The organism is Rhizobium sp. CC1099, from assembly GCF_029714385.1.
Classification (GTDB): domain Bacteria; phylum Pseudomonadota; class Alphaproteobacteria; order Rhizobiales; family Rhizobiaceae; genus Rhizobium.
In genome coordinates this window covers 1,734,212-1,754,270 of sequence record NZ_CP121641.1, presented here as the reverse complement: position 1 = coordinate 1,754,270, position 20,059 = coordinate 1,734,212, and the positions used below count along the sequence as shown (strand labels likewise).

Annotated in this window: 22 protein-coding genes; 9 read left to right on the top strand and 13 right to left on the bottom strand. The window is 60.0% G+C overall.

Features of this window, described 5'->3' with window-relative positions; genetic code table 11:
* Positions 1-2 precede the first annotated feature (2 nt).
* Both QA644_RS09015 and QA644_RS09010 read right to left on the bottom strand, forming a co-directional pair.
* Complete coding sequence (locus QA644_RS09015; RefSeq protein ID WP_283072067.1) at positions 3-971, bottom strand: DUF1624 domain-containing protein; 969 nt, start codon at positions 969-971, stop codon at positions 3-5.
* Positions 968-1,732: a DUF599 domain-containing protein gene (locus QA644_RS09010; RefSeq protein ID WP_074070273.1), complete on the bottom strand. Its 765-nt coding sequence runs from the start codon at positions 1,730-1,732 to the stop codon at positions 968-970. Before QA644_RS09010 ends, QA644_RS09015 begins: the two co-directional genes overlap by 4 nt.
* A gap of 181 nt (positions 1,733-1,913) precedes the next feature.
* Here QA644_RS09010 and QA644_RS09005 point away from each other — a divergent pair, with 181 nt between their 5' ends.
* Complete coding sequence (locus QA644_RS09005; RefSeq protein WP_283072066.1) at positions 1,914-3,320, top strand: L-serine ammonia-lyase; 1,407 nt, start codon at positions 1,914-1,916, stop codon at positions 3,318-3,320.
* 62 nt (positions 3,321-3,382) lie between these two features.
* Positions 3,383-3,820 (top strand): DUF1489 family protein, encoded by a 438-nt coding sequence (locus tag QA644_RS09000; RefSeq protein WP_074068223.1) that lies wholly within the window; start codon positions 3,383-3,385, stop codon positions 3,818-3,820.
* Positions 3,821-3,822: 2 nt separating this feature from the next.
* Here QA644_RS09000 and QA644_RS08995 read toward each other — a convergent pair whose 3' ends face one another.
* The 7 genes from QA644_RS08995 to QA644_RS08965 all read right to left on the bottom strand — a co-directional run bounded on the left by QA644_RS08995 (position 3,823) and on the right by QA644_RS08965 (position 10,249).
* A complete protein-coding gene (locus QA644_RS08995) occupies positions 3,823-4,095 on the bottom strand; it encodes a hypothetical protein (RefSeq protein WP_283072065.1) in 273 nt (90 codons plus the stop codon).
* Positions 4,096-4,205: 110 nt separating this feature from the next.
* On the bottom strand, positions 4,206-5,738 hold the full coding sequence (locus QA644_RS08990) for a D-alanyl-D-alanine carboxypeptidase (protein WP_283072063.1): 1,533 nt from the start codon (positions 5,736-5,738) through the stop codon (positions 4,206-4,208).
* A 116-nt stretch (positions 5,739-5,854) separates the two neighbouring features.
* A complete protein-coding gene (locus tag QA644_RS08985) occupies positions 5,855-6,607 on the bottom strand; it encodes a hypothetical protein (protein WP_283072062.1) in 753 nt (250 codons plus the stop codon).
* Positions 6,608-6,851: 244 nt separating this feature from the next.
* Positions 6,852-7,451 (bottom strand): transglutaminase-like cysteine peptidase, encoded by a 600-nt coding sequence (locus QA644_RS08980; protein WP_283072060.1) that lies wholly within the window; start codon positions 7,449-7,451, stop codon positions 6,852-6,854.
* A 380-nt stretch (positions 7,452-7,831) separates the two neighbouring features.
* Positions 7,832-8,800 carry a prolyl aminopeptidase gene (gene pip / locus QA644_RS08975; RefSeq protein ID WP_283072058.1) on the bottom strand — a complete coding sequence of 323 codons (969 nt, stop codon included), beginning with the start codon at positions 8,798-8,800 and terminating at the stop codon, positions 7,832-7,834.
* Positions 8,801-8,863: 63 nt separating this feature from the next.
* Entirely contained in the window at positions 8,864-9,478 is a 615-nt protein-coding gene (locus tag QA644_RS08970) for a PilZ domain-containing protein (RefSeq protein WP_283072057.1), read from the bottom strand.
* A 123-nt stretch (positions 9,479-9,601) separates the two neighbouring features.
* Positions 9,602-10,249: a PAS domain-containing protein gene (locus QA644_RS08965; protein ID WP_283072353.1), complete on the bottom strand. Its 648-nt coding sequence runs from the start codon at positions 10,247-10,249 to the stop codon at positions 9,602-9,604.
* A 267-nt stretch (positions 10,250-10,516) separates the two neighbouring features.
* On the opposite strand from QA644_RS08965, the gene QA644_RS08960 reads away from it, so the two are divergent.
* Together QA644_RS08960 and QA644_RS08955 are read left to right on the top strand one after the other, a co-directional pair.
* Positions 10,517-11,287, top strand: coding sequence for a rhomboid family intramembrane serine protease (locus tag QA644_RS08960; protein ID WP_283072056.1), 771 nt, complete (start codon positions 10,517-10,519; stop codon positions 11,285-11,287).
* Positions 11,288-11,390: 103 nt separating this feature from the next.
* The gene (locus QA644_RS08955; RefSeq protein ID WP_022715676.1) at positions 11,391-11,825 is read left to right on the top strand and encodes a CBS domain-containing protein; all 435 of its coding nucleotides are present in this window, start codon (positions 11,391-11,393) and stop codon (positions 11,823-11,825) included.
* A 16-nt stretch (positions 11,826-11,841) separates the two neighbouring features.
* Here the strand turns inward: QA644_RS08955 and QA644_RS08950 are convergent, their stop codons facing one another.
* The 3 genes from QA644_RS08950 to folE all read right to left on the bottom strand — a co-directional run bounded on the left by QA644_RS08950 (position 11,842) and on the right by folE (position 14,020).
* Positions 11,842-12,813, bottom strand: coding sequence for a patatin-like phospholipase family protein (locus tag QA644_RS08950; protein WP_283072054.1), 972 nt, complete (start codon positions 12,811-12,813; stop codon positions 11,842-11,844).
* A gap of 116 nt (positions 12,814-12,929) precedes the next feature.
* A complete protein-coding gene (gene hisI / locus QA644_RS08945) occupies positions 12,930-13,382 on the bottom strand; it encodes a phosphoribosyl-AMP cyclohydrolase (RefSeq protein ID WP_039844956.1) in 453 nt (150 codons plus the stop codon).
* Between the two features lie 23 nt (positions 13,383-13,405).
* A complete protein-coding gene (folE, locus tag QA644_RS08940) occupies positions 13,406-14,020 on the bottom strand; it encodes a GTP cyclohydrolase I FolE (protein ID WP_022715673.1) in 615 nt (204 codons plus the stop codon).
* Between the two features lie 306 nt (positions 14,021-14,326).
* On the opposite strand from folE, the gene QA644_RS08935 reads away from it, so the two are divergent.
* The 5 genes from QA644_RS08935 (at position 14,327) to QA644_RS08915 (ending at position 18,907) form a co-directional block, all read left to right on the top strand.
* Entirely contained in the window at positions 14,327-14,773 is a 447-nt protein-coding gene (locus QA644_RS08935; RefSeq protein ID WP_283072052.1) for an iron-sulfur cluster assembly scaffold protein, read from the top strand.
* A 120-nt stretch (positions 14,774-14,893) separates the two neighbouring features.
* Positions 14,894-15,337, top strand: coding sequence for a membrane protein insertion efficiency factor YidD (gene yidD / locus QA644_RS08930; RefSeq protein WP_283072050.1), 444 nt, complete (start codon positions 14,894-14,896; stop codon positions 15,335-15,337).
* Positions 15,338-15,347: 10 nt separating this feature from the next.
* Positions 15,348-15,884 carry a DUF1697 domain-containing protein gene (locus QA644_RS08925; RefSeq protein WP_283072049.1) on the top strand — a complete coding sequence of 179 codons (537 nt, stop codon included), beginning with the start codon at positions 15,348-15,350 and terminating at the stop codon, positions 15,882-15,884.
* A 123-nt stretch (positions 15,885-16,007) separates the two neighbouring features.
* Positions 16,008-18,011, top strand: coding sequence for a threonine--tRNA ligase (thrS, locus tag QA644_RS08920; RefSeq protein WP_283072048.1), 2,004 nt, complete (start codon positions 16,008-16,010; stop codon positions 18,009-18,011).
* 68 nt (positions 18,012-18,079) lie between these two features.
* On the top strand, positions 18,080-18,907 hold the full coding sequence (locus QA644_RS08915; protein WP_283072046.1) for a lysophospholipid acyltransferase family protein: 828 nt from the start codon (positions 18,080-18,082) through the stop codon (positions 18,905-18,907).
* Positions 18,908-18,911: 4 nt separating this feature from the next.
* On the opposite strand, the gene QA644_RS08910 is transcribed toward QA644_RS08915, so the two are convergent.
* Positions 18,912-20,009, bottom strand: coding sequence for a hypothetical protein (locus tag QA644_RS08910; RefSeq protein WP_074068195.1), 1,098 nt, complete (start codon positions 20,007-20,009; stop codon positions 18,912-18,914).
* Between the last annotated feature and the right edge of the window lie 50 nt (positions 20,010-20,059).

Sequence of the window (20,059 nt, the reverse complement as noted above, 5' to 3'; positions counted from 1 at the left end):
CTTCATTGCGCTTCGGTGCTGCACTCCAATGCGATACGCTGTACCCTTTCATCCTTATCCGCCTGGATTGCGCCAGACTGGAGTGGCGTGAACAGGTTCTCACCCTGCAATCTTTCGAGCGTGCACTGGCAGAAGCTGCGGCAAAGCGCTTCGCCTTCCTGGACGACGCAGGAGGACTGGCATTGCTGCAAGTAGGTCTGCACGGGATCCGGCTTTGCGGGCGGGACGGTGATCGAAAGCGCATAGGCGATCGAGATCAGGATCGGTTGGTGGATCAGGTAGATGGCAAGGCTGTGGCGGCCAGCTTTTGCGAGCAGAGTGGTGCCGGTGCCAAACTTTGCCAGCCATTCCGCCCAGCCCTGTTTCAGCGCTATGCTCGAAACGCCCATGCCGATGAGAAAAGGCCCAATCCAGGGTAGAACCGGCACATAATCGTTCGATCGCGGAACCGTTTGGGATAGGCCCACCCACCAAAGCCATGGCGTATCGAAGAATGAAGAGCGCAGATAGAGCGGGGCGATGACGGCCATAATGCCGGCGGCGATCGTTATAATCCCGGGCATGCGCAGGAAGAGCAGGCCAATGACGCTTGCCGCTGCGATACTGTGCAGAATACCGAAAAATATCGCGCCCTGTGGCATCGCCATTGCCGTCGCGGCCGTGATAAGAGCCGCGGCTGAAACGATCATGCCAAGCCGCCGGAGATAGGCTTGGCGCCTGATGCTTGGTGTGCCGGAAAGCACCAAGCTGACACCGGCGAGTAAGAGGAATGTCGAGGCGATCGCGCGGGCATAGATCTTCAGCCACCCAGCCTCCGCTGTGCCGCGCGCCAGATAGCCCATGAACTCCATATCCCAGGTGAAGTGGTAGGTCGCCATGGCAATCAGGGCCGCGCCACGCGCCGTATCGAGCAGGCCGATGCGCGGCGGCCGGGAGGACGCACCGTTTTCGTTCGCCGAAATAGCCATCATAATCCCCCGGGCAAATCACTTCCGCCACCTGGCGGCATATCGCGGCGAATAGCAGAAAGGTGGAGAATTGATGGCGGGTTGGCATCCATGATCGCCAGCCGCGCCTCCGAGAAGAACTGCCTGCGCGTGAGCACCACGACGATGATCGCCGTCGTCGCCATGAAAACGTAAGCGTTCACGAACCATCCGAGATAGCCGATCGACAGGAAGATCGCGCGAAGGCCTTCGTTGAAATGTCCGCCGGCAATCACATTCATGCGGATGACCCGTTCGGCGGCGCGCTCGGCGGCGATGATATCGGTCTCGCTGTCGCGCACCATTGGGATCGAGCCGAAGAGGATGCTGCAGTAGTTGAAGAGCCTATAAGACCAGCCAAACTTGAAGAAGGCGTATGCAAAGAGCGCCGTCAACCCGCCGACCTTGAGTTCGAAGCTCGCGGTGCCGCTGCTGAATACATAAGGCAGATCGGCGAAGATGGCATTTACCTTGTCCGTCGCGCCGAGCAGTGCAAAGCAGCTGCCGATCGCGAACATTGAGGTCGATGCAAAGAAGGCCGTGCCGTTCTGGAGCCCGGCCATGATCTGCGTGTCGATCATCTTGAGGTCGCGGCGCAGCGAATTGTAGATCCATTCGCGCCGCCGTTCGGTCATGGCGTGGGTGAGGCTCGTGCGGCCGAAGAATGTCCTGCCGCGCAGCAGCCAGGAATAGCCGAGCCACAGAATGGCGAAGAAAGCCAGTGCGATATAATCCGCAACCGTCAGCATCAATGTTACAATCCTGCATTCGACGCCGCCACTCTACAGATGCAATTGCATGCTGCAATGATTGGCAAGACGCGCCCTTCGTTTTAGTGTCGCGCCAATTAAACGCGATGTCGGTTCGTCGCGAGTGCCGGAATAGCCTTTTGGATAGTCTGGCGGAAGATTTTCACAGGAAGCTGGCATGTTCCTTTCGGTATTCGACGTTTTCAAGATCGGTATTGGCCCCTCGAGCTCGCATACGATGGGGCCGATGTCGGCTGCCAACCGCTTCCTCGACCTGATCCTTTCGAGCGAATGGCCACGTCCGTCCTCTGGCGCGCAGGTTGCCTCGATCAAGGTCAGCCTGCATGGCTCGCTTGCGCATACCGGTATCGGCCACGGGACGGGCAGGGCGGTCATTCTTGGCCTGATGGGCGAGAAGCCCGACAGCGTCGATCCAGACAAGATGGACGGCATCATCGACCAGGTGGAGCGCTCGGGCCGCATCACGCCGCCCGGCCACCCGACCTATTTTTTCATGTCGAAGAACGATCTGGTCTTCAACAAGAAGCAGCCCTTGCCGGGCCACGCAAACGGCATGTCCTTCTGCGCCTATGACAGGGACGAACGCCTGCTTCTGAAACGCGTCTACTATTCCGTTGGCGGCGGTTTCGTTGTCACCGATACCGAGCTCGAGCAGATGCGCGCCAAGAAGAAAGCCATCGCGGGTGCGACCAAGGTTCCCTATCCCTTCGCCACCGCCAAGCAGATGCTGGAAATGGCGGAGCGCTCCGGCCTCAGCATCGCGCAGATGAAGCGCGCCAATGAGGAGAGCCAGCGCAGCCGTGAGGAGCTCGACGAAGGTCTTGACCGTATCTGGGAAGCCATGCGCTCCTGTATCGAGCGCGGCCTCAAGGTCGACGGCGTCATGCCGGGCGGTTTGAACGTCCGGCGCCGTGCGAGGAAGATCCATGACAAGCTGCAGGAGGAGTGGAGGAGCAACCGCATCAATCCGCTGCTCGCCAACGACTGGCTGAGTGTCTATGCCATGGCCGTCAACGAGGAGAATGCGGCCGGCGGCCGCGTGGTGACCGCGCCCACGAACGGTGCAGCGGGGGTTATTCCCGCAACGATCCGCTATTACGAGCATTTCCACGAGGATTGGGATCAGAACGGCATCCGCGACTATCTCCTGACTGCGGCTGCCGTCGGCGGCATCATCAAGCACAACGCCTCGATTTCCGGCGCCGAAGTGGGCTGTCAGGGCGAGGTCGGTTCTGCGGCTGCGATGGCGGCTGCGGGACTTGCGGCGGTGATGGGCGGCACGCCCGCCCAGATCGAGAATGCGGCGGAAATCGCGCTGGAGCACCATCTCGGCATGACCTGCGACCCGGTGGCCGGTCTCGTCCAGGTGCCGTGCATCGAACGCAATGCGCTCGGTGCCGTCAAGGCCGTTACCGCCGCCTCGCTTGCCGTCAAAGGCGACGGCCAGCATTTCGTGCCGCTCGACGCCTGCATCGAGACGATGCGCCAGACGGGCTACGACATGAGCGAGAAATACAAGGAAACTTCGACCGGGGGTCTCGCTGTCAACGTCGTCGAATGCTGAGCCTGTGGACTTGCGACCGTTAGTCGCTTGACGCTGCCGGTCAAAAGGATTTCAACGACGGCATGGCATTGCATCTCATCAAATTATGCGTCGGCGCGGACTCGATCGACGATTTGCGCGAATGGGTGGCGGAGCGTTCGCTGCGGGCGATTGCGGCTGGCCTCGAGCCGCATTCCGTTCACACAACGCGCATGGTTCCGAAACGCGTGGACGAACTGCTTGACGGCGGCTCACTCTATTGGGTCATCAAGGGGCAGGTGCAAGCGCGCCAGAAGCTCTTGGATATCCAGACCTTCACGGACGGCGAAGGGATCGGCCGGTGCCACCTGGTTCTTGGGCCGGAAGTGATCGAAACTGCCGTGCAGCCGAAGCGCGCCTTCCAGGGCTGGCGCTATTATCCGGAAGAAGACGTGCCGCGGGATATCACGACGCTCGGAGAGGGTGTTGCCGAGATGCCCGCGGATTTGCGCCGCGAGCTGTCGGAGCTTGGATTGCTGTAGCCTCAGCGCAGCCGCAGCATCACCGGCGATTTGCCGTCCGGGCAGGTGACGTGCAAGTGGATGCTGGCTTCCGGCTGCGAGTAGCGCCAGGCGCGCGCGCCGTGGCAGAGGAGCAGATTGATGAGATCCTTGGTCTTCGCCGATTTTGCTCTCGGCCGGTGCAGGCCGATCTCAGCAAGCCGGAGCGCTGCCTCGTGCAGCGGGTGAAAGCCGAACCGCGCCGGCTTGCCTGAACTGCGGGGCGGAAAACCCGTTACATTTCCATTGGTCGCCATAATCATCCCCGTACGCATTACAAATCGAGGTTATGAACTGTAGCCGGCGCCGCAAACACCGATTCCGGCCGTGAACGGCGCCGGCAGGAATGCTGGCCGCACCGTATCTCTCATTGGGCTGCCGCCCAGCACTTGACGCCTGCGCGCTTGAGCGCCTTGCAGGCATTTACGGCTTCGCGCTGGTCGTCGAAGCCGCCGAAGCGGGCGCGATAGACCTGATCGCCGCCGTTTGCATAGGCGACTGCGAAGGGCTTTGCGGAGCTCAAAGCCTTGCCGCCCTTGCTCTTTGCATTCTCCAGCAGATCCATCGCCATTTCGCGGCTCGATGACACGCCGATCTGAACGACCCAGCCGCTGGGCCCCTGGTCGGCAACCGGAGCCGGTTTCGCGGCAGCGGCGGCGGGACCCACCGAGGCGGTCGTGAGAGCATCGACGGGATTGCCGGCGGGCTCTTCCGGCGGCATGTAGGCAGGGGCCGGAGAGGGGGCAGCAACGGAGGCTTGCTTGAAGCTCTTGGTCTTCACCTTGGTCGGAGCCGGAATCTCGGTCTTCTGTTCGGCAACGAGCGGGTTTTCGGATTTCGCAGCAGGAGCGTCAGTATAGGCGACGACAGCGGACGCTACCTCATAGCGCGCATCCGGCGTCGGGCCTTTGCGCGGCAGGTCGACATCGGCGGCCGCGACAGGAATTTCAGCCGCAGAATCAACAGGTGACGGAACCGGCGTGGGCGCCGTCTGCGCAATCAGGTTTGAACCGCCGCGCGTGGAAGCCTTCGGAAGATAGGTCGCAATCAACTTACGCATCTGCCCATCGCGGGCAGGCGTGGAGGTGCCACCCATGACGACACCAACGATCGACTTGCCGTCGGCCTGCACTGAGCTCACAAGATTGAAACCGGCAGCCCGGGTATAGCCGGTCTTGATGCCATCGACGCCGCGCACCGAACCGACAAGGCGGTTGTGGCTGCGGATGACGCGTTTGCCGAACTTGAAGCTGCGCGTGGAGAAATAGCTGTAATACTGCGGAAAATGCTGGCGAAGTGCGATACCGAGGCGGGCCTGATCGCGTGCCGTGGTCATCTGTGCCGTGTTCGGCAGGCCGTTGGCATTGCGATAGGTAGTACGGGTCATGCCGAGCGCATGCGCCTTGGCGGTCATCGTCTGCGCGAACCGGCTTTCGCTGCCGGCAAGCAATTCGCCAAGGGCCGTTGCCGCGTCATTGGCGGAGAGTGTCACAAGGCCAAGGATGCCCTGTTCGACGCTGATCGAACTGCCGGCCTTGACGCCGAGCTTGGTCGGAGCCTGAGATGAAGCGTAAGCCGAGAAGGGGACACGCGTGTCGAGACGGATGCGACCCTGCTCAAGCGCCTCGAAGACCATATAGAGCGTCATCATCTTCGTCAGCGACGCCGGGTATTGCAGGCGATCGGCATTCTCGCTGTAGAGAACGTTGCCGGACTTCGCATCGACGACGATGCCCGCATATTTCGAATTTGCGGCTTCTGCTTCGGCTGTGGCCGACTCAACGAGGAAAGCCGTTGTTGCGATCGCGATCGCCGCTAACATCTTCACCAGGAAATTGCCGGATCGTGGCGATGATACGAAGGATATTGACCTTGACACTATTTCACTCTTCGCTTGCATTTCAAATATCGGCCTACACACGTCCTCGTTGTCTCGGCCATTGTCTTTTGAATCTAACCGAGCAGGGTTACCAATCCGTTTATGATTAATCGTTTGCTTCGCCGTGCAGCTGCATTTTAGCGGGGTGTTGCGGAAAGGGTCACAATACGGGCCTCCACAAATCCGCGAATAGCGGCATCAATATGGTCCCAGTCCTGCAAATGGCGGCTTGAGAAGCGGTAGAGGACGCTAAGGTCTTTGCCGACCTTGATGTCGCGCTGGCAGTCCCCGCTTGTTGGGCTAACCGCCGCGGAGGGCAGGATGCAGCGAACGGCATATGTGGCCTCATTGGCGCGCGGTGCAGTCAGCAGAACCTCACCGCCATAGCCTGCCTCGGCTTTCAGATTGTGAAGCGTCAGTCCGTTGCCATAGGGCACGGCGGCGCCTTCCATCACATGCGTATAGATGAGCTCGACGCGACCGGACATGTCGCGCGACATCGTGCTCTGGGTGATCTGCAGAAAGATGAGATTGGCGGACTGCGAGACGTCGTCGAATCGCTCGCGGTGTTCCTTCGTGTAGCCCTGCAATTCCGGCCAGGTGAGATAGACGTCGGCGCGTTCGGCGGCACCGCTATGCCTCTGGCTCGGGAAGCGGATCACGTTTTCGGGTAGATTGAGCGTGTCGCGGCCGATGGTGATCGTGACGATGGCGGTATTGTCGGTATTGCCCGCCAGCGTAATGTGCCGGCCGATCCAGCGACCGCCGATGCTGATACCCAGCATCAGAATTGCAAGCATTGCGACAACTGCGGTCAGACGGAGGATGAAGCCGTTCGAGAAGAGGGGCGACTCCTCGGATGTGCCGGTGCTGAGGGCGAGGTGGCTCATGGCGGTTCTTCAGTGTCTGACCGCCGCGAAAGAGACTGGAGTCGCCGGTACCTGGATGAATCTCACGGTATCATCGGGCGGATGCAGTTAAAGAAAGATTAACCCCGATTGCCGAACGTCCCTCAAAAAGGGCGAGCCGCTCCCGGGACAGCGGGAGCGGCTCCAGGGCGCCGGTCGGGACGGGGATGTAGGGGACTGACCGGGCCGAGTGGACCCGCCGGTATTTCCGGCGGGGCAATTTGACTTAGCGAACGCTACCAACCGCGACGGCACGGCCGTCCTGCAGCTTCATCCAGCGTGCCGGATCATCGGCGGACTGGCGCTTCAGGAAGGTGTATTCGGTATCCGCCCAAAGCATCACCTTGTTGCGCATGTTGTCGAGGATGAAGTCGCCATGGTCCGTGCGGACTGTCAGCACGGCATGGCCTTCGCCGTTCGGCTGCATGACAACCGTTATCAGCGTATCGGATGGCGAGATGCCGGCGTCTATCAGCATCTTGCGCTTCAGCAGTACGAAATCCTCGCAATCGCCGACGCTGCGCGGGTAGGCCCAGCGCTCCTCGACGCCGTAGATTTCCTTGTCGGTCATCGGCTGGATCTGCGAGTTGACCTCGTAGTTGACCTTGAGAATCGCCTTCCAACGCTCCTGGGTTAGGATCGCGGGGCCGGCGTCGCCACCGTCATAGGCGCATTCGCTCGAGTTTGCCTTGCAAAATTCATAGTGGCCGATCGGCGGACTTGTGTTGCCTGCAAGCGTCATATTGGCAGGCGTCGCTTGGCCCGAGCCCGTCATTGCCATCATCAGGATACCGGCCAGAAAGGTGCCTTTGAGTGCATTGAACATTGTCTTTGTCGTCCCCGTTTTGTGAGGATGACAATGACACGGACGTTTTTATCCAGCGCAAAATTACGCAGTAAAATTAACATCTTAGTTGATTCAAAAGCACGTAAAACCTGATTAAAAACAAAATCGAATACGCGTAAAACTCGTCGCAGTTTCGACGTAAATTCGAATAAACTTTTATGTTTCGACGCAAGCCTTGAGGGCGCCGCAGGTGCTGCCGTTCCGTAAAAAAGTTAACGGCAGCGACCAGTTCGGCTAAATATTGCAGCGCGCTGCCCGGTGCGGAGATAGCGCGCGCGGCATGGAGAAGACGCGGAAATTCTGAATAGGGTTGCTTCGAACCGCGGTTGCGGCTCGTTTTTCGCAGCGATGCCTCAAAATTATTTTTGGGAAATTTCGCGAAATTCGTCGGTTGCGGCGATGATGGCGGAGGAGATTGCCGTGTTCGACGTCGAGTGCGCGGCGTTTTCAACCACGACAAGGCGGCTGCCGGGCCACGCTTCGGCCAGTTCCCAGGCGGTCGTCAGCGGCGCTTCAAGGTCGAAGCGGCCCTGTACCAATATGCCGGGTATTCCTGAAAGCCGTCCCGCGTTGCGAAGCAGGACACCGTCATCAAGCCATGCGCCGTTGAAGAAAAAGTGCGTGACGATCCGCGCTCGGGCCAGCACATAGTCCGGATCGCGCCAGCGGCGGGGCAAACCATCCGGATCGGCGAGAAGTATCGGTGCCGCCTCCCAGTCGTGCCAATCGCGCGCCGCCTTTATGCGGACTTCCTGATCAGGCGCATTCAGCAACTGGTGAAAGGCCGAAAGCATATCGAGATGGCGAAGGTTGGGCGGTATCGCCTCGCGCAGCCGCCCCCATTCCTCGGGAAAGAAGCGTGCCATGCTGTGGCAGAGCCAATCTATTTCGGTACGGCGGGTGGTCGTCACTCCAGCGATCGCCATGGCTCGCACGCGATCGGGATGGCTCTCGGCATAGGCGAGCGCCAGCGTCGAGCCCCAGGAGTTCGCGAATATGACCCAGGCCTCGACATCGACGTGAAGCCGAAGCCGCTCTATGTCGTCAACCAAATGCCACGTGGTGTTTGCCGCAAGGTCCGTATCGAACTCGGCGGCACTCGGCAGGCTGCGGCCGCAATTTCGCTGGTCGAAGAGCACGATGCGATAGACTGAAGGGTCGAAATAGCGTCGTGCGGTTGCAGAACATCCCGAGCCGGGACCGCCGTGGAGAACGAGCGCAGGCTGGCCGACGGGATTGCCGCAGCATTCCCAGTAGATCCGGTTGCCGTCTCCGGTCTCCAGGAATCCTGTGTCATAGGGCTCGATTTCAGGATAAAGCGAAGACATGAAAGGTCGCCTGTTCGGGCGGCCTTCATCGGTCATATCCATGACGTTGAAATGAGCAGCCGCTTAGAGGAATTCGCGCAACGTCTCGCGGGACTGAAGCGAGAGGAACTCTAGCGCGACGCCCTCGCTGAAATGGCGCACGACGCGGCCGCGCATGTTGCCGAGGCGGACTGGCGTGCCGAGAGCGGGGCGCACCTCCACGTCAACTGCAGCACCCGACAACGACAAGTCCATGATGCGGCAGGTGTAGCGCGTGCCATCCTCAAGCGTTAGCTCTGTCTTCGTCTCACGCGGGGTCAGACGATCATGACGCCGGTCTTCCGGCAGGCCGAGCTCATGCTTGTTGGCAAGCCAGGTGAGCTGTGCGGCAAGCTTCTCCCGCTTGCGCTCGGTTGCGTTGATCGACATCGTGAAGCCACGCACGTCGACGGTCAGAACGTTGCCTTCGACACGGCCGAGATGATCGATACAGGCGACGACGCGCTCATTGGCGCGCGGCCGGCCGGCGCAGGTGACATACATGTCGCCGGGCGACATGTCGATCACTGTGCATTCGTATTCCTCGTAGTTCGCAAGCATGAGGCGGCCCTGCATATTGATGGGCACGCGCTGGAAGACACCCTGCTCAGGGCGCGGCACTGTTGTCCGTTGCGTCTGGGCTTGCTGGAATGAGTGCATGAAAGCGCTTCTTCATAAAATGTTATACGACAATCATTACCCGCAATCCCTTAACAGAAGGTTGTCCTGAAGGGCGCGATTACACCTTGCAGCATAGGATAAGGCTGTGCCGGAATGAGACGGTCAGCGCGGTGCCACCCCGGAAAACAATGAAGACATCATGCGGCCGAGGACCACACTAAAGCCATGCGGAGGCTCGGCGACAGCTGTGTATGGCCAGTTGCTCCCACCGCCGTTCTGCCCGGGCTTATCGCGCAGCAGGCGGCTACGGTCGAGCGCCAGAAAATCGAGCGGCACGATTTCCAGCCAGCTTGCCGCAGCGGACGGCGCAATGGCGCCGAGCAGCCGCGCGCGGCAGCCGTTTTCACAGCGCAGCGGCATGACGATGATCTCGAAGGTGGCCTGATGCCCCGCCGTGCTGTAGCCGGTCGCGTTGAGCAGCGTCGGGATGACGTGATGCATCGCACCCAGAAGCGTTGCCTCAATGTCATCGGCATGGCCGTCGCCGAAGAGTTCGGCAAAGCTCTCGTCACGCAGATCCCGCCCGAAGAGATCGCAGATTCTGGTGCCGGCAAGCCGGAAGGTGACGGCGCCCAGGTCGTCGTTTTTCTCAAGGATGAAGAGGCTCGGCAGAAGGTGGCCAAGGCTCGACGGTTCGATCTGCGATTTCAGCGGTGCATCGCTGGCACCGCGCAGGCGGTTCCAGTAATCGTAAATATCGATGATCGTCTGATGACGCACGGCACACCAACCTGTTTCATTTCGGTTCAAGTTCAAGCCCGAACGGCTCTTCTGATGCTTACCAAGCGGATTTCATGCCAACTGCGGGCAGTTAAGGTTAAGGAAAGGTTTCGATTGCGGCCGGTGACATGCCGTGCAACTGTTGGGTATCGCTTCGGAAACGAAGTTCAGCACTTCACTGATCGGGCGCGGGGTCATTCTCGGGGCATGCTCGGCAAGCCGTCCGGTTTATCCGGGCGGCTTTTTTTTTGATCTTCGCTCCTGTAAGGCTGAGACCTCAATCCGGCGAGGACGCATATGGACGATCACAGGACGGAGCCGGAAACGGTTAAGGAGATCCCGATTGAAAAGAACCGGACGCCGGTTTTCAATCTGCCCGGCATCCTTTTGGCGACACTCTGTCTGCTCGGCGCGATCTATGCGGTCCAGTCGTTCATCCTCTCCGCAAACGCAGTCGACTGGCTTTTCATCACTTTCGGCTTCATTCCGGTACGCTATGTGATCCCGTTCTCGGAGCAGGGGCTGCAATGGCTCTGGTCGCCGGTGACCTATTCTCTGCTGCACGGCAGCGTGGAGCATATCCTCTTCAATGGGCTGTGGCTGATGGCTTTCGGCGCGCCGGTCGTGCGCCGCATCGGAAGCTTGCGCTATGTCATCTTCTGGATTCTCTCATCGGTCGCCTCGGCAGCGCTTCACGCCGGATTGAACTGGGGCGATCCGACATTGCTCATCGGCGCTTCCGGTGTCGTTTCCGGGCTCATGGGAGCGGCCTGCCGTTTTGCGTTTCCACCGGAGCGGAAGGTGACGCGTCCGGCACATCTCAATCCGCGCCTGTCGGTGGCCGAGTCCTTTCGCAGCCGCACGGTGGTGGTATTCACGCTCTTCTGGCTGATTGGCAACGGGCTGATCGCCGTCGGCATTCCACTGATCGGCGACCCGAACCAGCCGATCGCCTGGGACGCACATATCGGTGGTTTCGTTTTCGGATTCTTCCTTTTCTCGCTCTTCGACCGGAATATTCCTGCGGAGCCTGAGGTTTCGGAAGAGCCGGATATATTGCAATCTTGAGCTTTGGAGTGCACCATTCGGGCTGATCCGCGTTGGGACGAACAGCCCTTCGCAGGTGCCTCTGTTCAGTTAAGTGTTTCACTTTAGACATGGGAGGTTTCGAATGTCCAACACCGTAAAAGCCATCCTCGACCTGAAGGGCCGCAACGTCGTCACGGCCGGCGCGAACACGACCGCCGGCGAAGCGGCGAAAGTGCTCAGCAGCCGCAAGATCGGTGCCGTTGTCATTGTCGGCGTGGAAGGCCGTATTGCCGGGATCTTCACCGAACGCGATCTTGTCAATGCCGTTGCAAAGTTCGGCAAGGACTGCCTCGATCAGCCGGTTGTCTCGCTGATGACATCCAGGGTCTTCCGTTGCCACGAGGACACGACCGTCAACGAATTGATGGAACTGATGACCAGCCGGCGCTTCCGCCATCTGCCGGTTGAAACAAATGGAAAGCTCGTCGGCATCGTCTCAATCGGCGACGTCGTGAAGACGCGCATCGCAGAAGTCGAGCGCGAGGCAGAAGAAATCAAGGCCTATATCGCGGGCTGAGGCGTTCGGCCCACCATCACGCCTGGGTGGCGAACGCTTCCTGCATCCGCCGGAGTTCGGGAAGCCGCGCTCTGGCTTCCTCGTATCCGCGCTCTATTGCTTCGCCAGCCCGGTGGAATTCCGACAGGCCGACGTCGCTGAGACGCGGATGCAGCGAAATGTCCGGCGGATCGCCGGCAAGGCGCGCGCGCGAAATTCTGTCCTGGATGATGTTGAAGGCTTGCACCATCACGCCGGTCATTCCGAGGCGCGCATAGGGGGCCTCCTCCTGCTTCTGCATCTCCTGAAGCGTCAAGGTCGCATTGTGCTTGACGACTGCGGACCGGCCGAAGAGGTCGTAGTTCAGATTGACAGCCACGACGAGCTGCTGTTCGTAGCTGCGGCAAACGGAAACCGGCACCGGATTGACCAGCGCGCCGTCGACCAGCGTGCGGCTGTTGCTGCGAACTGGCTCGAAGATGCCGGGCAGGGCATAGGATGCACGCAGCGCCGTAATCAGCGAGCCGCTGGAAATCCAGACCTCGTGGCCGGTGTTCACCTCCGCAGCCACGGCGACAAAGGGACGGTCGAGGTCTTCCACGTTCAGACCTTCGAGATGCTCCTGCATGCGCTTCGTCAGGCGCATGCCGCCGAAAAGTCCGCTGCCGCCGATGGTAAGATCTAGCAGGCTGGCAATGCGGCGCATCGTCAGCGAACGGGCGAAGGCCTCGAGCTCATCCAGCTTGCCGGCAAGATAGCAGCCGCCGACCAGCGCGCCGATCGAGGTTCCAGCGATCATGCCAACTTCGATGCCGGCCTCGTCCATTGCGCGCAGCACGCCGATATGCGCCCAGCCGCGCGCCGCACCGCCGCCAAGCGCCAGCGCAATCTTTGCTCTTTTAGGGGGAAGGGCGGACGTCGGAGGAGCGGTCATATCTGGAACTGTCGAGACACCGGAACCTGAACTGCCTGCTTCAGAGCTCTGACGATGCAAACTCCAGTTCAGCATGGTATGCCTCCTCCAGGCAGAAATATTTCAGTTTGTTATAGTGTCCCCGTTCCCTTTCCAAATCGTATACAGCAGCGCTATCTGTCTCAATAGCGAGCAGGTAACTGACACGCGCGCTATTTTCCGTAGACGTCTTTCGGGTCGAAATGCCGCTCGTCATCCACGATATCGAGCATTGGTTTCCCGTCCTGGAGCGTCACCGTGCGGTAGAAGCAGGAACGGCGGCCAGTATGGCACGTCGCGTCGTGGCCGGCGACCTCTACTTTAAGCCAGATTGCATCCTGATCGCAGTCGGTACGGATTTCCTTCACCGTTTGGATGTTGCCGGAGGTTTCGCCCTTCATCCAGAGCTTGCCGCGCGACCGGCTGAAGTAATGTGCCTTGCCCGTCTGGATCGTCAGCGCCAGCGCCTGCGCGTTCATGTGCGCAACCATCAGGATTTCGCCGTCATGCACGTCGGTGACGATCGCGGTGATCAGGCCGCGATCATCGAAGCGGGGCGTGAAATCGCCGGCATCTTCCAGTTCGGATTTGTCGTCTGACGGCGCATTGAATGCAAAAGGCATCATTCGGCTCTCTTAATGGAGCCGTGTCAGCGGCTCCGCACCATGGTCATGAATCGCGCCTGTTCGGCGGGCTCGGCCTTGAAGATTCCGGTAAAGGTCGTCGTCAGCGTCGTGGAACCCTGTTTCTGTACGCCGCGCATCGCCATGCACATATGTTCGGCTTCGAGCATGACAGCAACGCCGCGCGGAGCCAGCGTATCATCGATCGCCTTGGCGATCTGTGCGGTCATGGTTTCCTGCGTCTGTAGGCGGCGGCCATAGATCTCGACGACGCGGGCGATCTTGGAAAGTCCAAGTACCTTGCCGTCAGGCATATAGGCGACATGTGCCTTGCCGATAATCGGCACCATGTGATGTTCGCAGTGCGAATAGAACGGAATATCCTTCACGAGAACCATATCATCGTAGCCGGCGACCTCTTCGAAGGTGCGGCCCAGAACGTCTTCCGGGTCCATTTCGTAGCCGGCGAAAAGTTCGCGATAGGCTTTGGCGACACGGGTAGGAGTATCGATCAGCCCTTCGCGCGACGGATCGTCACCAGCCCAACGAAGCAGAACGCGAATTGCGTCTTCGGCTTCCTTCTGGCTGGGGCGTTCGGCGTCACGGCTGGTCTGCGGAAAATTCTTTACGATGGCGTCCATACTGCTCAAGTCTCCTGGTCCACGAACTTTTGGACCGTCTTTCGGACTCGCCACTGGTATCCCTTGTCAGGAATGTTGCACCTTTGGCAGGCTCCGGGGCTTTCGGGGCAACTTATAGCCCGTCCGGCACGGTTTCCCAATCAAACTTACCCGAGGACCATTGCATTTTCATGGTCTTCGAACGACATACATATAGGAAGACGGCGTCTTCATGTAAGTATGCTACCACGACACGGTGTGTTTTTTGTTTATGATACAATGACCGCCGAATAAGCCGATCCGCGGCAATCTGGAGCGGAATTCATCATGGACGACATCTATAACAGCAAAATCCTCGAATTTGCAGGCAATATTCCGCTGACAGGCAGCCTGGCCGATGCCGATGCAAGCGCACAGGCGCATTCGAAACTCTGCGGTTCCAAAGTGCGGATCTGGCTGAAGATGGACGGCGATACCGTCACCGCGTTTGCCCATGACGTCAAAGCCTGCGCGCTCGGCCAGGCATCCTCCTCGATCATGGCCCGGCACGTGATCGGCGCAACGGCCGGCGAACTCCGCAAGGCCCGCGAAGACATGCTCGTCATGCTGAAAGCGGACGGAGAAGGTCCAGATGGCCGCTTCGAGGACATGCGTTACCTGCGCCCGGTCAAGGATTACAAGGCTCGCCACGCGTCCACCATGCTGACTTTCGACGCTGTCGTCGATGCGGTTGGGCAGATCGAGGCAAAGCGCGCGGAAATGGCCGAGGCGTGAACATTGAGCGCTCCGCAATGTAACACCCCCCTCTGTCACTTCGTGACATCTCCCCCACAAGGGGGAAGATCGGGATCGTGCGGCACTGCCGGCGCCTCCTCAAGACGCGGAGGTTAGGCCATGTGCGAATTTTGCCCTCTTCAGCAGGACGACGACGAAGATCTGCCGAAACGCAGGGTGTCCGGGATAATCTCGCCGGAAATGTCGCGAAGTGACAAAGAGGGGTATTCCGGGCCGGTGGCCAGATACTCCCGAAACTATACCGGCCCTTTCCGCAAGACCCCTGACCGGCTGCTCGGCATGGGATTGATCCGGCTTTATCAACTGACCTTATCCGGGTTTATCGGCAACTCATGCAGGCATATTCCGACGTGCTCAGAATATGGCTACGAGGCGATCGCACGCCACGGCCTGTGGGCCGGCGGGTGGATGACGCTCTTTCGTGTCGGGCGCTGCGGGCCGGGCGGAACGAGTGGTCTCGATCCCGTGCCTGAAGGACTGGAGCAGCGCTTGCTTTGGTGGACGCCGTGGCGCTATTTTGCGCTCGGACGGAAAGCGGGCTGACGGCAAACCCATGCCACGTAAAACCGTCTACGTCGCGCTCCTTCACAGCATTGTGCTCGCGCCCGGTCGCCGGGTCGTGATGTCCGATCTTCGCGATATGGCCGCGGCACTCGGCTACGGCAACCCGCGCACGCTGGTCTCGACCGGCAATGTCGTCTTTGAAGCAGGCAGTGCGCCGCTCGGTGACATCGAAGCCAAGATTGAAGCTGCCTTCAAAACGAAATTCGGCAAGCCCGTCGATATCATCGTCCGCAAGGGCGCGGATTGGCTGAGACTGGCGAATTCAAATCCGTTTCCGGATGGCGATGGTAGCCAAGTGATCGTGCGCGTGATGCGCAAGCCGCTCGATCGGTCCGCCTTAACCACGCTTCAGAAGTACGTCGAAGCCAACCAGCGCTTGGCGATAACCAATGGCGATCTCTGGATCGATTTCGCCGGCAAACCCAGTGAATGGAAGCTGCTCTCGGCGCTCACGACCAGGCGTATGGGCGTCGGCACGCTGCGCAATTGGAACACGGTGCGAGGCCTTGCCGAAATGATCGGCTGATCAGGCCTTGCCTTTACTCACACGCCAAATCTCGGTATCAGGCGGCAGCGCATTCGTGCCGACGAAGCGCTTCATTGCAACCACCCGCATTCGTTGGCGGGACTGGACAAGGAGAATAGCGATATGTCCCAATCCGTTTCCCTGACTTTCCCCGATGGCAATCAACGCAACTTCGAGCCCGGCACGACCGGCCTCGACGTCGCCGAATCCATCTCCAAGTCGCTTGCCAAGAAGGCTGTCGCCATTGCGATCGACGGCACCGTGCGCGACCTTTCCGATCCCGTGACGGCGGGCAAAATCGAGATCATCACTCGCAGCGACGAGCGCGCCCTGGAACTCATCCGGCACGACGCAGCGCATGTCATGGCGGAAGCCGTGCAGGAGCTCTGGCCCGGTACACAGGTGACCATCGGGCCAGTCATCGAGAACGGCTTCTATTACGACTTCGCCAAGAACGAACCCTTCACGCTCGACGATCTGCCGAAGATCGAAAAGAAGATGAAGGAGATCATCGCCCGCAACGCGCCTTTCACCAAGCAAGTGTGGTCGCGTCAGAAGGCGAAGGAAGTGTTTGCCGCCAAGGGCGAGCAGTACAAGGTCGAACTCGTCGATGCCATCCCGGAAGGCCAGGATCTGAAGATCTACTATCAGGGCGACTGGTTCGACCTTTGCCGCGGCCCGCACATGGCATCGACCGGTCAGATCGGTTCGGCTTTCAAGTTGTTGAAGGTGGCAGGCGCCTATTGGCGCGGCGATAGCAACAATGCGATGCTGTCCCGTATCTACGGCACGGCCTTTGCAGAGCAGTCCGAACTCGACAACTATCTCCACATGCTCGCCGAAGCCGAGAAGCGCGACCATCGCCGTCTCGGCCGCGAGATGGACCTGTTCCACTTCCAGGAAGAAGGCCCGGGCGTCGTCTTTTGGCACGGCAAGGGCTGGCGTATCTTCCAGGCGCTTGTCGCCTATATGCGGCGGCGCCTCGCTGCCGACTATCAGGAGGTCAACGCGCCGCAGGTTCTTGATACTTCCCTTTGGGAAACCTCGGGGCATTGGGGCTGGTACCAGGAAAACATGTTCGCGGTGAAATCGGCGCATGCGCTGACGCATCCGGATGACAAGGAAGCCGACAACCGCGTCTTCGCACTGAAGCCGATGAACTGCCCGGGTCACGTGCAGATCTTCAAGCATGGGCTGAAATCCTATCGCGAACTGCCGATCCGCCTGGCAGAATTCGGTACGGTCCATCGTTACGAGCCGTCAGGCGCTCTCCACGGCCTGATGCGGGTGCGCGGCTTCACGCAGGACGACGCGCACATCTTCTGCACCGACGAGCAGATGGCCGCCGAGTGCCTGAAGATCAACGACCTGATCCTCTCGGTCTACAAGGACTTCGGCTTCGACGAGATTACCATCAAGCTCTCCACGCGCCCGGACAAGCGCGTCGGTTCGGATGAGCTCTGGGATCGCGCCGAGAGCGTCATGATGGACGTGCTCACCACCATCCAGCAGCAGTCGAACGACATCAAGACCGGCATCCTGCCGGGCGAGGGCGCGTTCTACGGCCCGAAGTTCGAATATACGCTGAAGGACGCGATCGGCCGTGAATGGCAGTGCGGCACCACCCAGGTGGACTTCAACCTGCCGGAGCGCTTCGGGGCCTTCTATATCGACAGCAATTCGGAGAAGACGCAGCCGGTGATGATCCACCGCGCCATCTGCGGCTCGATGGAACGCTTCCTCGGCATCCTGATCGAAAACTTCGCCGGTCATCTGCCGCTCTGGGTCTCGCCGCTGCAGGTCGTGGTCGCGACGATCACCTCGGAAGCGGACGGTTATGGCGCAGAAGTTGCCGAAGCGCTGCGCGAGGCGGGACTCAACGTCGAGACCGACTTCCGTAATGAGAAGATCAACTACAAGATCCGCGAGCATTCCGTTACGAAAGTTCCCGTCATCGTCGTCTGCGGGCGGAAGGAAGCCGAGGAACGGACTGTCAATATCCGCCGCCTAGGCAGCCCGGAGCAGACCTCGATGCCGCTCGAGGCGGCAATCGAGAACCTTGCCTGGGAAGCGACGCCGCCGGATATCCGCCGCAAGATCGAAGCCAAGAAAGCGAAGGCTGCCTGATTTCTGTCAGACAATTGTCATCGCTTTGAAATATAGCCGTCCGGTCTTCCACCTGAGGCCGGACGGCTTTGCGATTCAAACAGCTATCTTATGCGAGGGAAAGCGATCCGCGTCTCAAGCGCTGGCTGATCCGCTCGATCGAGGGGCTCTCCGGCCGCGATCGTTACGTGCAGCTCTACGATATCTGGCGCAGCGATATCGTTCCGACGCGCGAAGGCGTATTCGGCAAACTCCTTGATCTCCTAGATGTCCGCCTCGACATCAATGGTGCCTGGCCACCACAACTAACCGCGGATCGGCCGCTTGTCATCGTCGCCAACCATCCGTTCGGTATCGGAGACGGCATTGCCGTATTGGCGCTTGCCGAACGGCTTGGAAGGCCATTCCGCGTTCTCATCCATAACGAATTGCTCAAGGTTCCGGAAATGGCGGCCTATTCGCTTCCGGTATCCTTCGATGAGACGAAAGAGGCCGTCGGCCTCAACATGGAGACGCGCCGGGAGGCGGTCCGGCTTCTGAAGGATGGCGTTGTCGTCATCATCTTCCCGGGCGGCGGCGTCGCCACCGCGAAGAACGGTTTCGGCCGCGCCGAGGATTTGCCCTGGAAGATTTTTCCTGCCAAGCTCGTCCAGGCGGCCGGTGCAAGCGTTCTGCCCATCTATTTCGAGGGCCAGAACGGGCGGCTCTTTCATATCGTCAGCCGCTTCTCGCTGACGCTTCGCCTCTCATTGTTGATCCGCGAATTCCGCCGACTGTCAGGCAAGACGATCACAGCGCACGCAGGTCCGGTCCTGCCTTACGAAAAGCTGAGAAGGAACGACCGCAAGGCCCTGCTGGCAGCGCTTTACGATGCGGTCTTTTCGTTGGGTTCCGACATCAAACGAAAGCGCATCTGAAAATTCAATCGGTATCGGCGCCCGTCGTGCCGCTGCCCGGCAGCAGTTGCTCATAGGAAGGGAGCGGCGCCTGCGCGGAACTCTGCGGCTCGCCGGCGGCTGATGGCTGCGGTTCCTGCTGCAGCGTCGTCGCCGCGCTTGCCGGTTCCTGCGGCTGCTCGTTCTTCATCAGCACTTCGACATCGGTATTCTTACCGGCCTCGACCTTGAAGTCGCGCTGATAGATCTTGTCCTTGTTGCGCGCGACGGCGGAATATTCGCCTTCGGCTAGCACCATCGTCGGAAAAGCGCTGACGCTTTCGCCGACGCTATCGCCCGCAGCCGTCAGGATCGACCAGGCCGTATCAGCGATCGCTTCGCCGCCGGCTTCGGAAACCAGCTTGAAGGTGATCTGTGCTGCACGGTGCTGAATAGTCGCTTCCGTGAGCGCTCCCGCTTCCACCTGGATATCGGCGCGGATGACGGCGTTGACGTCGCCATATTCAGAAACGATGTGGTAGGTGCCGGCGTTCAGCCTGACGACGGTGTTCGGCGAGACGTCTGCCGTCACCAATCCGCGTTCGCCGTCGTCGCGTACTTCCGACGAGTAGATGGAGAAGCGCAACTGATCCGGGCGGATGCGAACGTCGGAGCCGGACACAGCGTTGAGCAGCAAGCCGCCCGCATCGAGCACCATCACCTGCTTGTCGAGCTTGCCGCTGTCGGGAACATTCACCTTCCGGGTAACACCGGCGCGGCCGAAGGACACGTTTACCAGATAGTCGCCCGGCGCCAGTTGGAAAGCCGCCGACCCGCCACGGGCGCTCGCCACCAGCGGCAGCTTGCCGTCAGCGCCGGCGATCGGGCTGAACACGTACCAGGAAAGGCCGTCTTCCACCGGCTGGCCGTCGGCCGTCAGCTTCGCCTCGATCTCGACCTCGTGCAACGCGGTCCCTTGCGGTGCGCTGCCGGGGGCGATGAAAGCGTTGAGCTTCGGCATTTTCGCCGTCGTATCGAGCTGCTTGAATTCCTTGAACGCGTCCTGCGCGCTTGCGCCAAAGGGCAGCCAAGCCGCCAGAACAAGCGCAAGAGCCATACGCGCAAAAGGCAAAATGCCGGGCATGTGTTTCCTGAACAAGATTGACTTCTGAAATCACAGAGGCCACTTCAAGA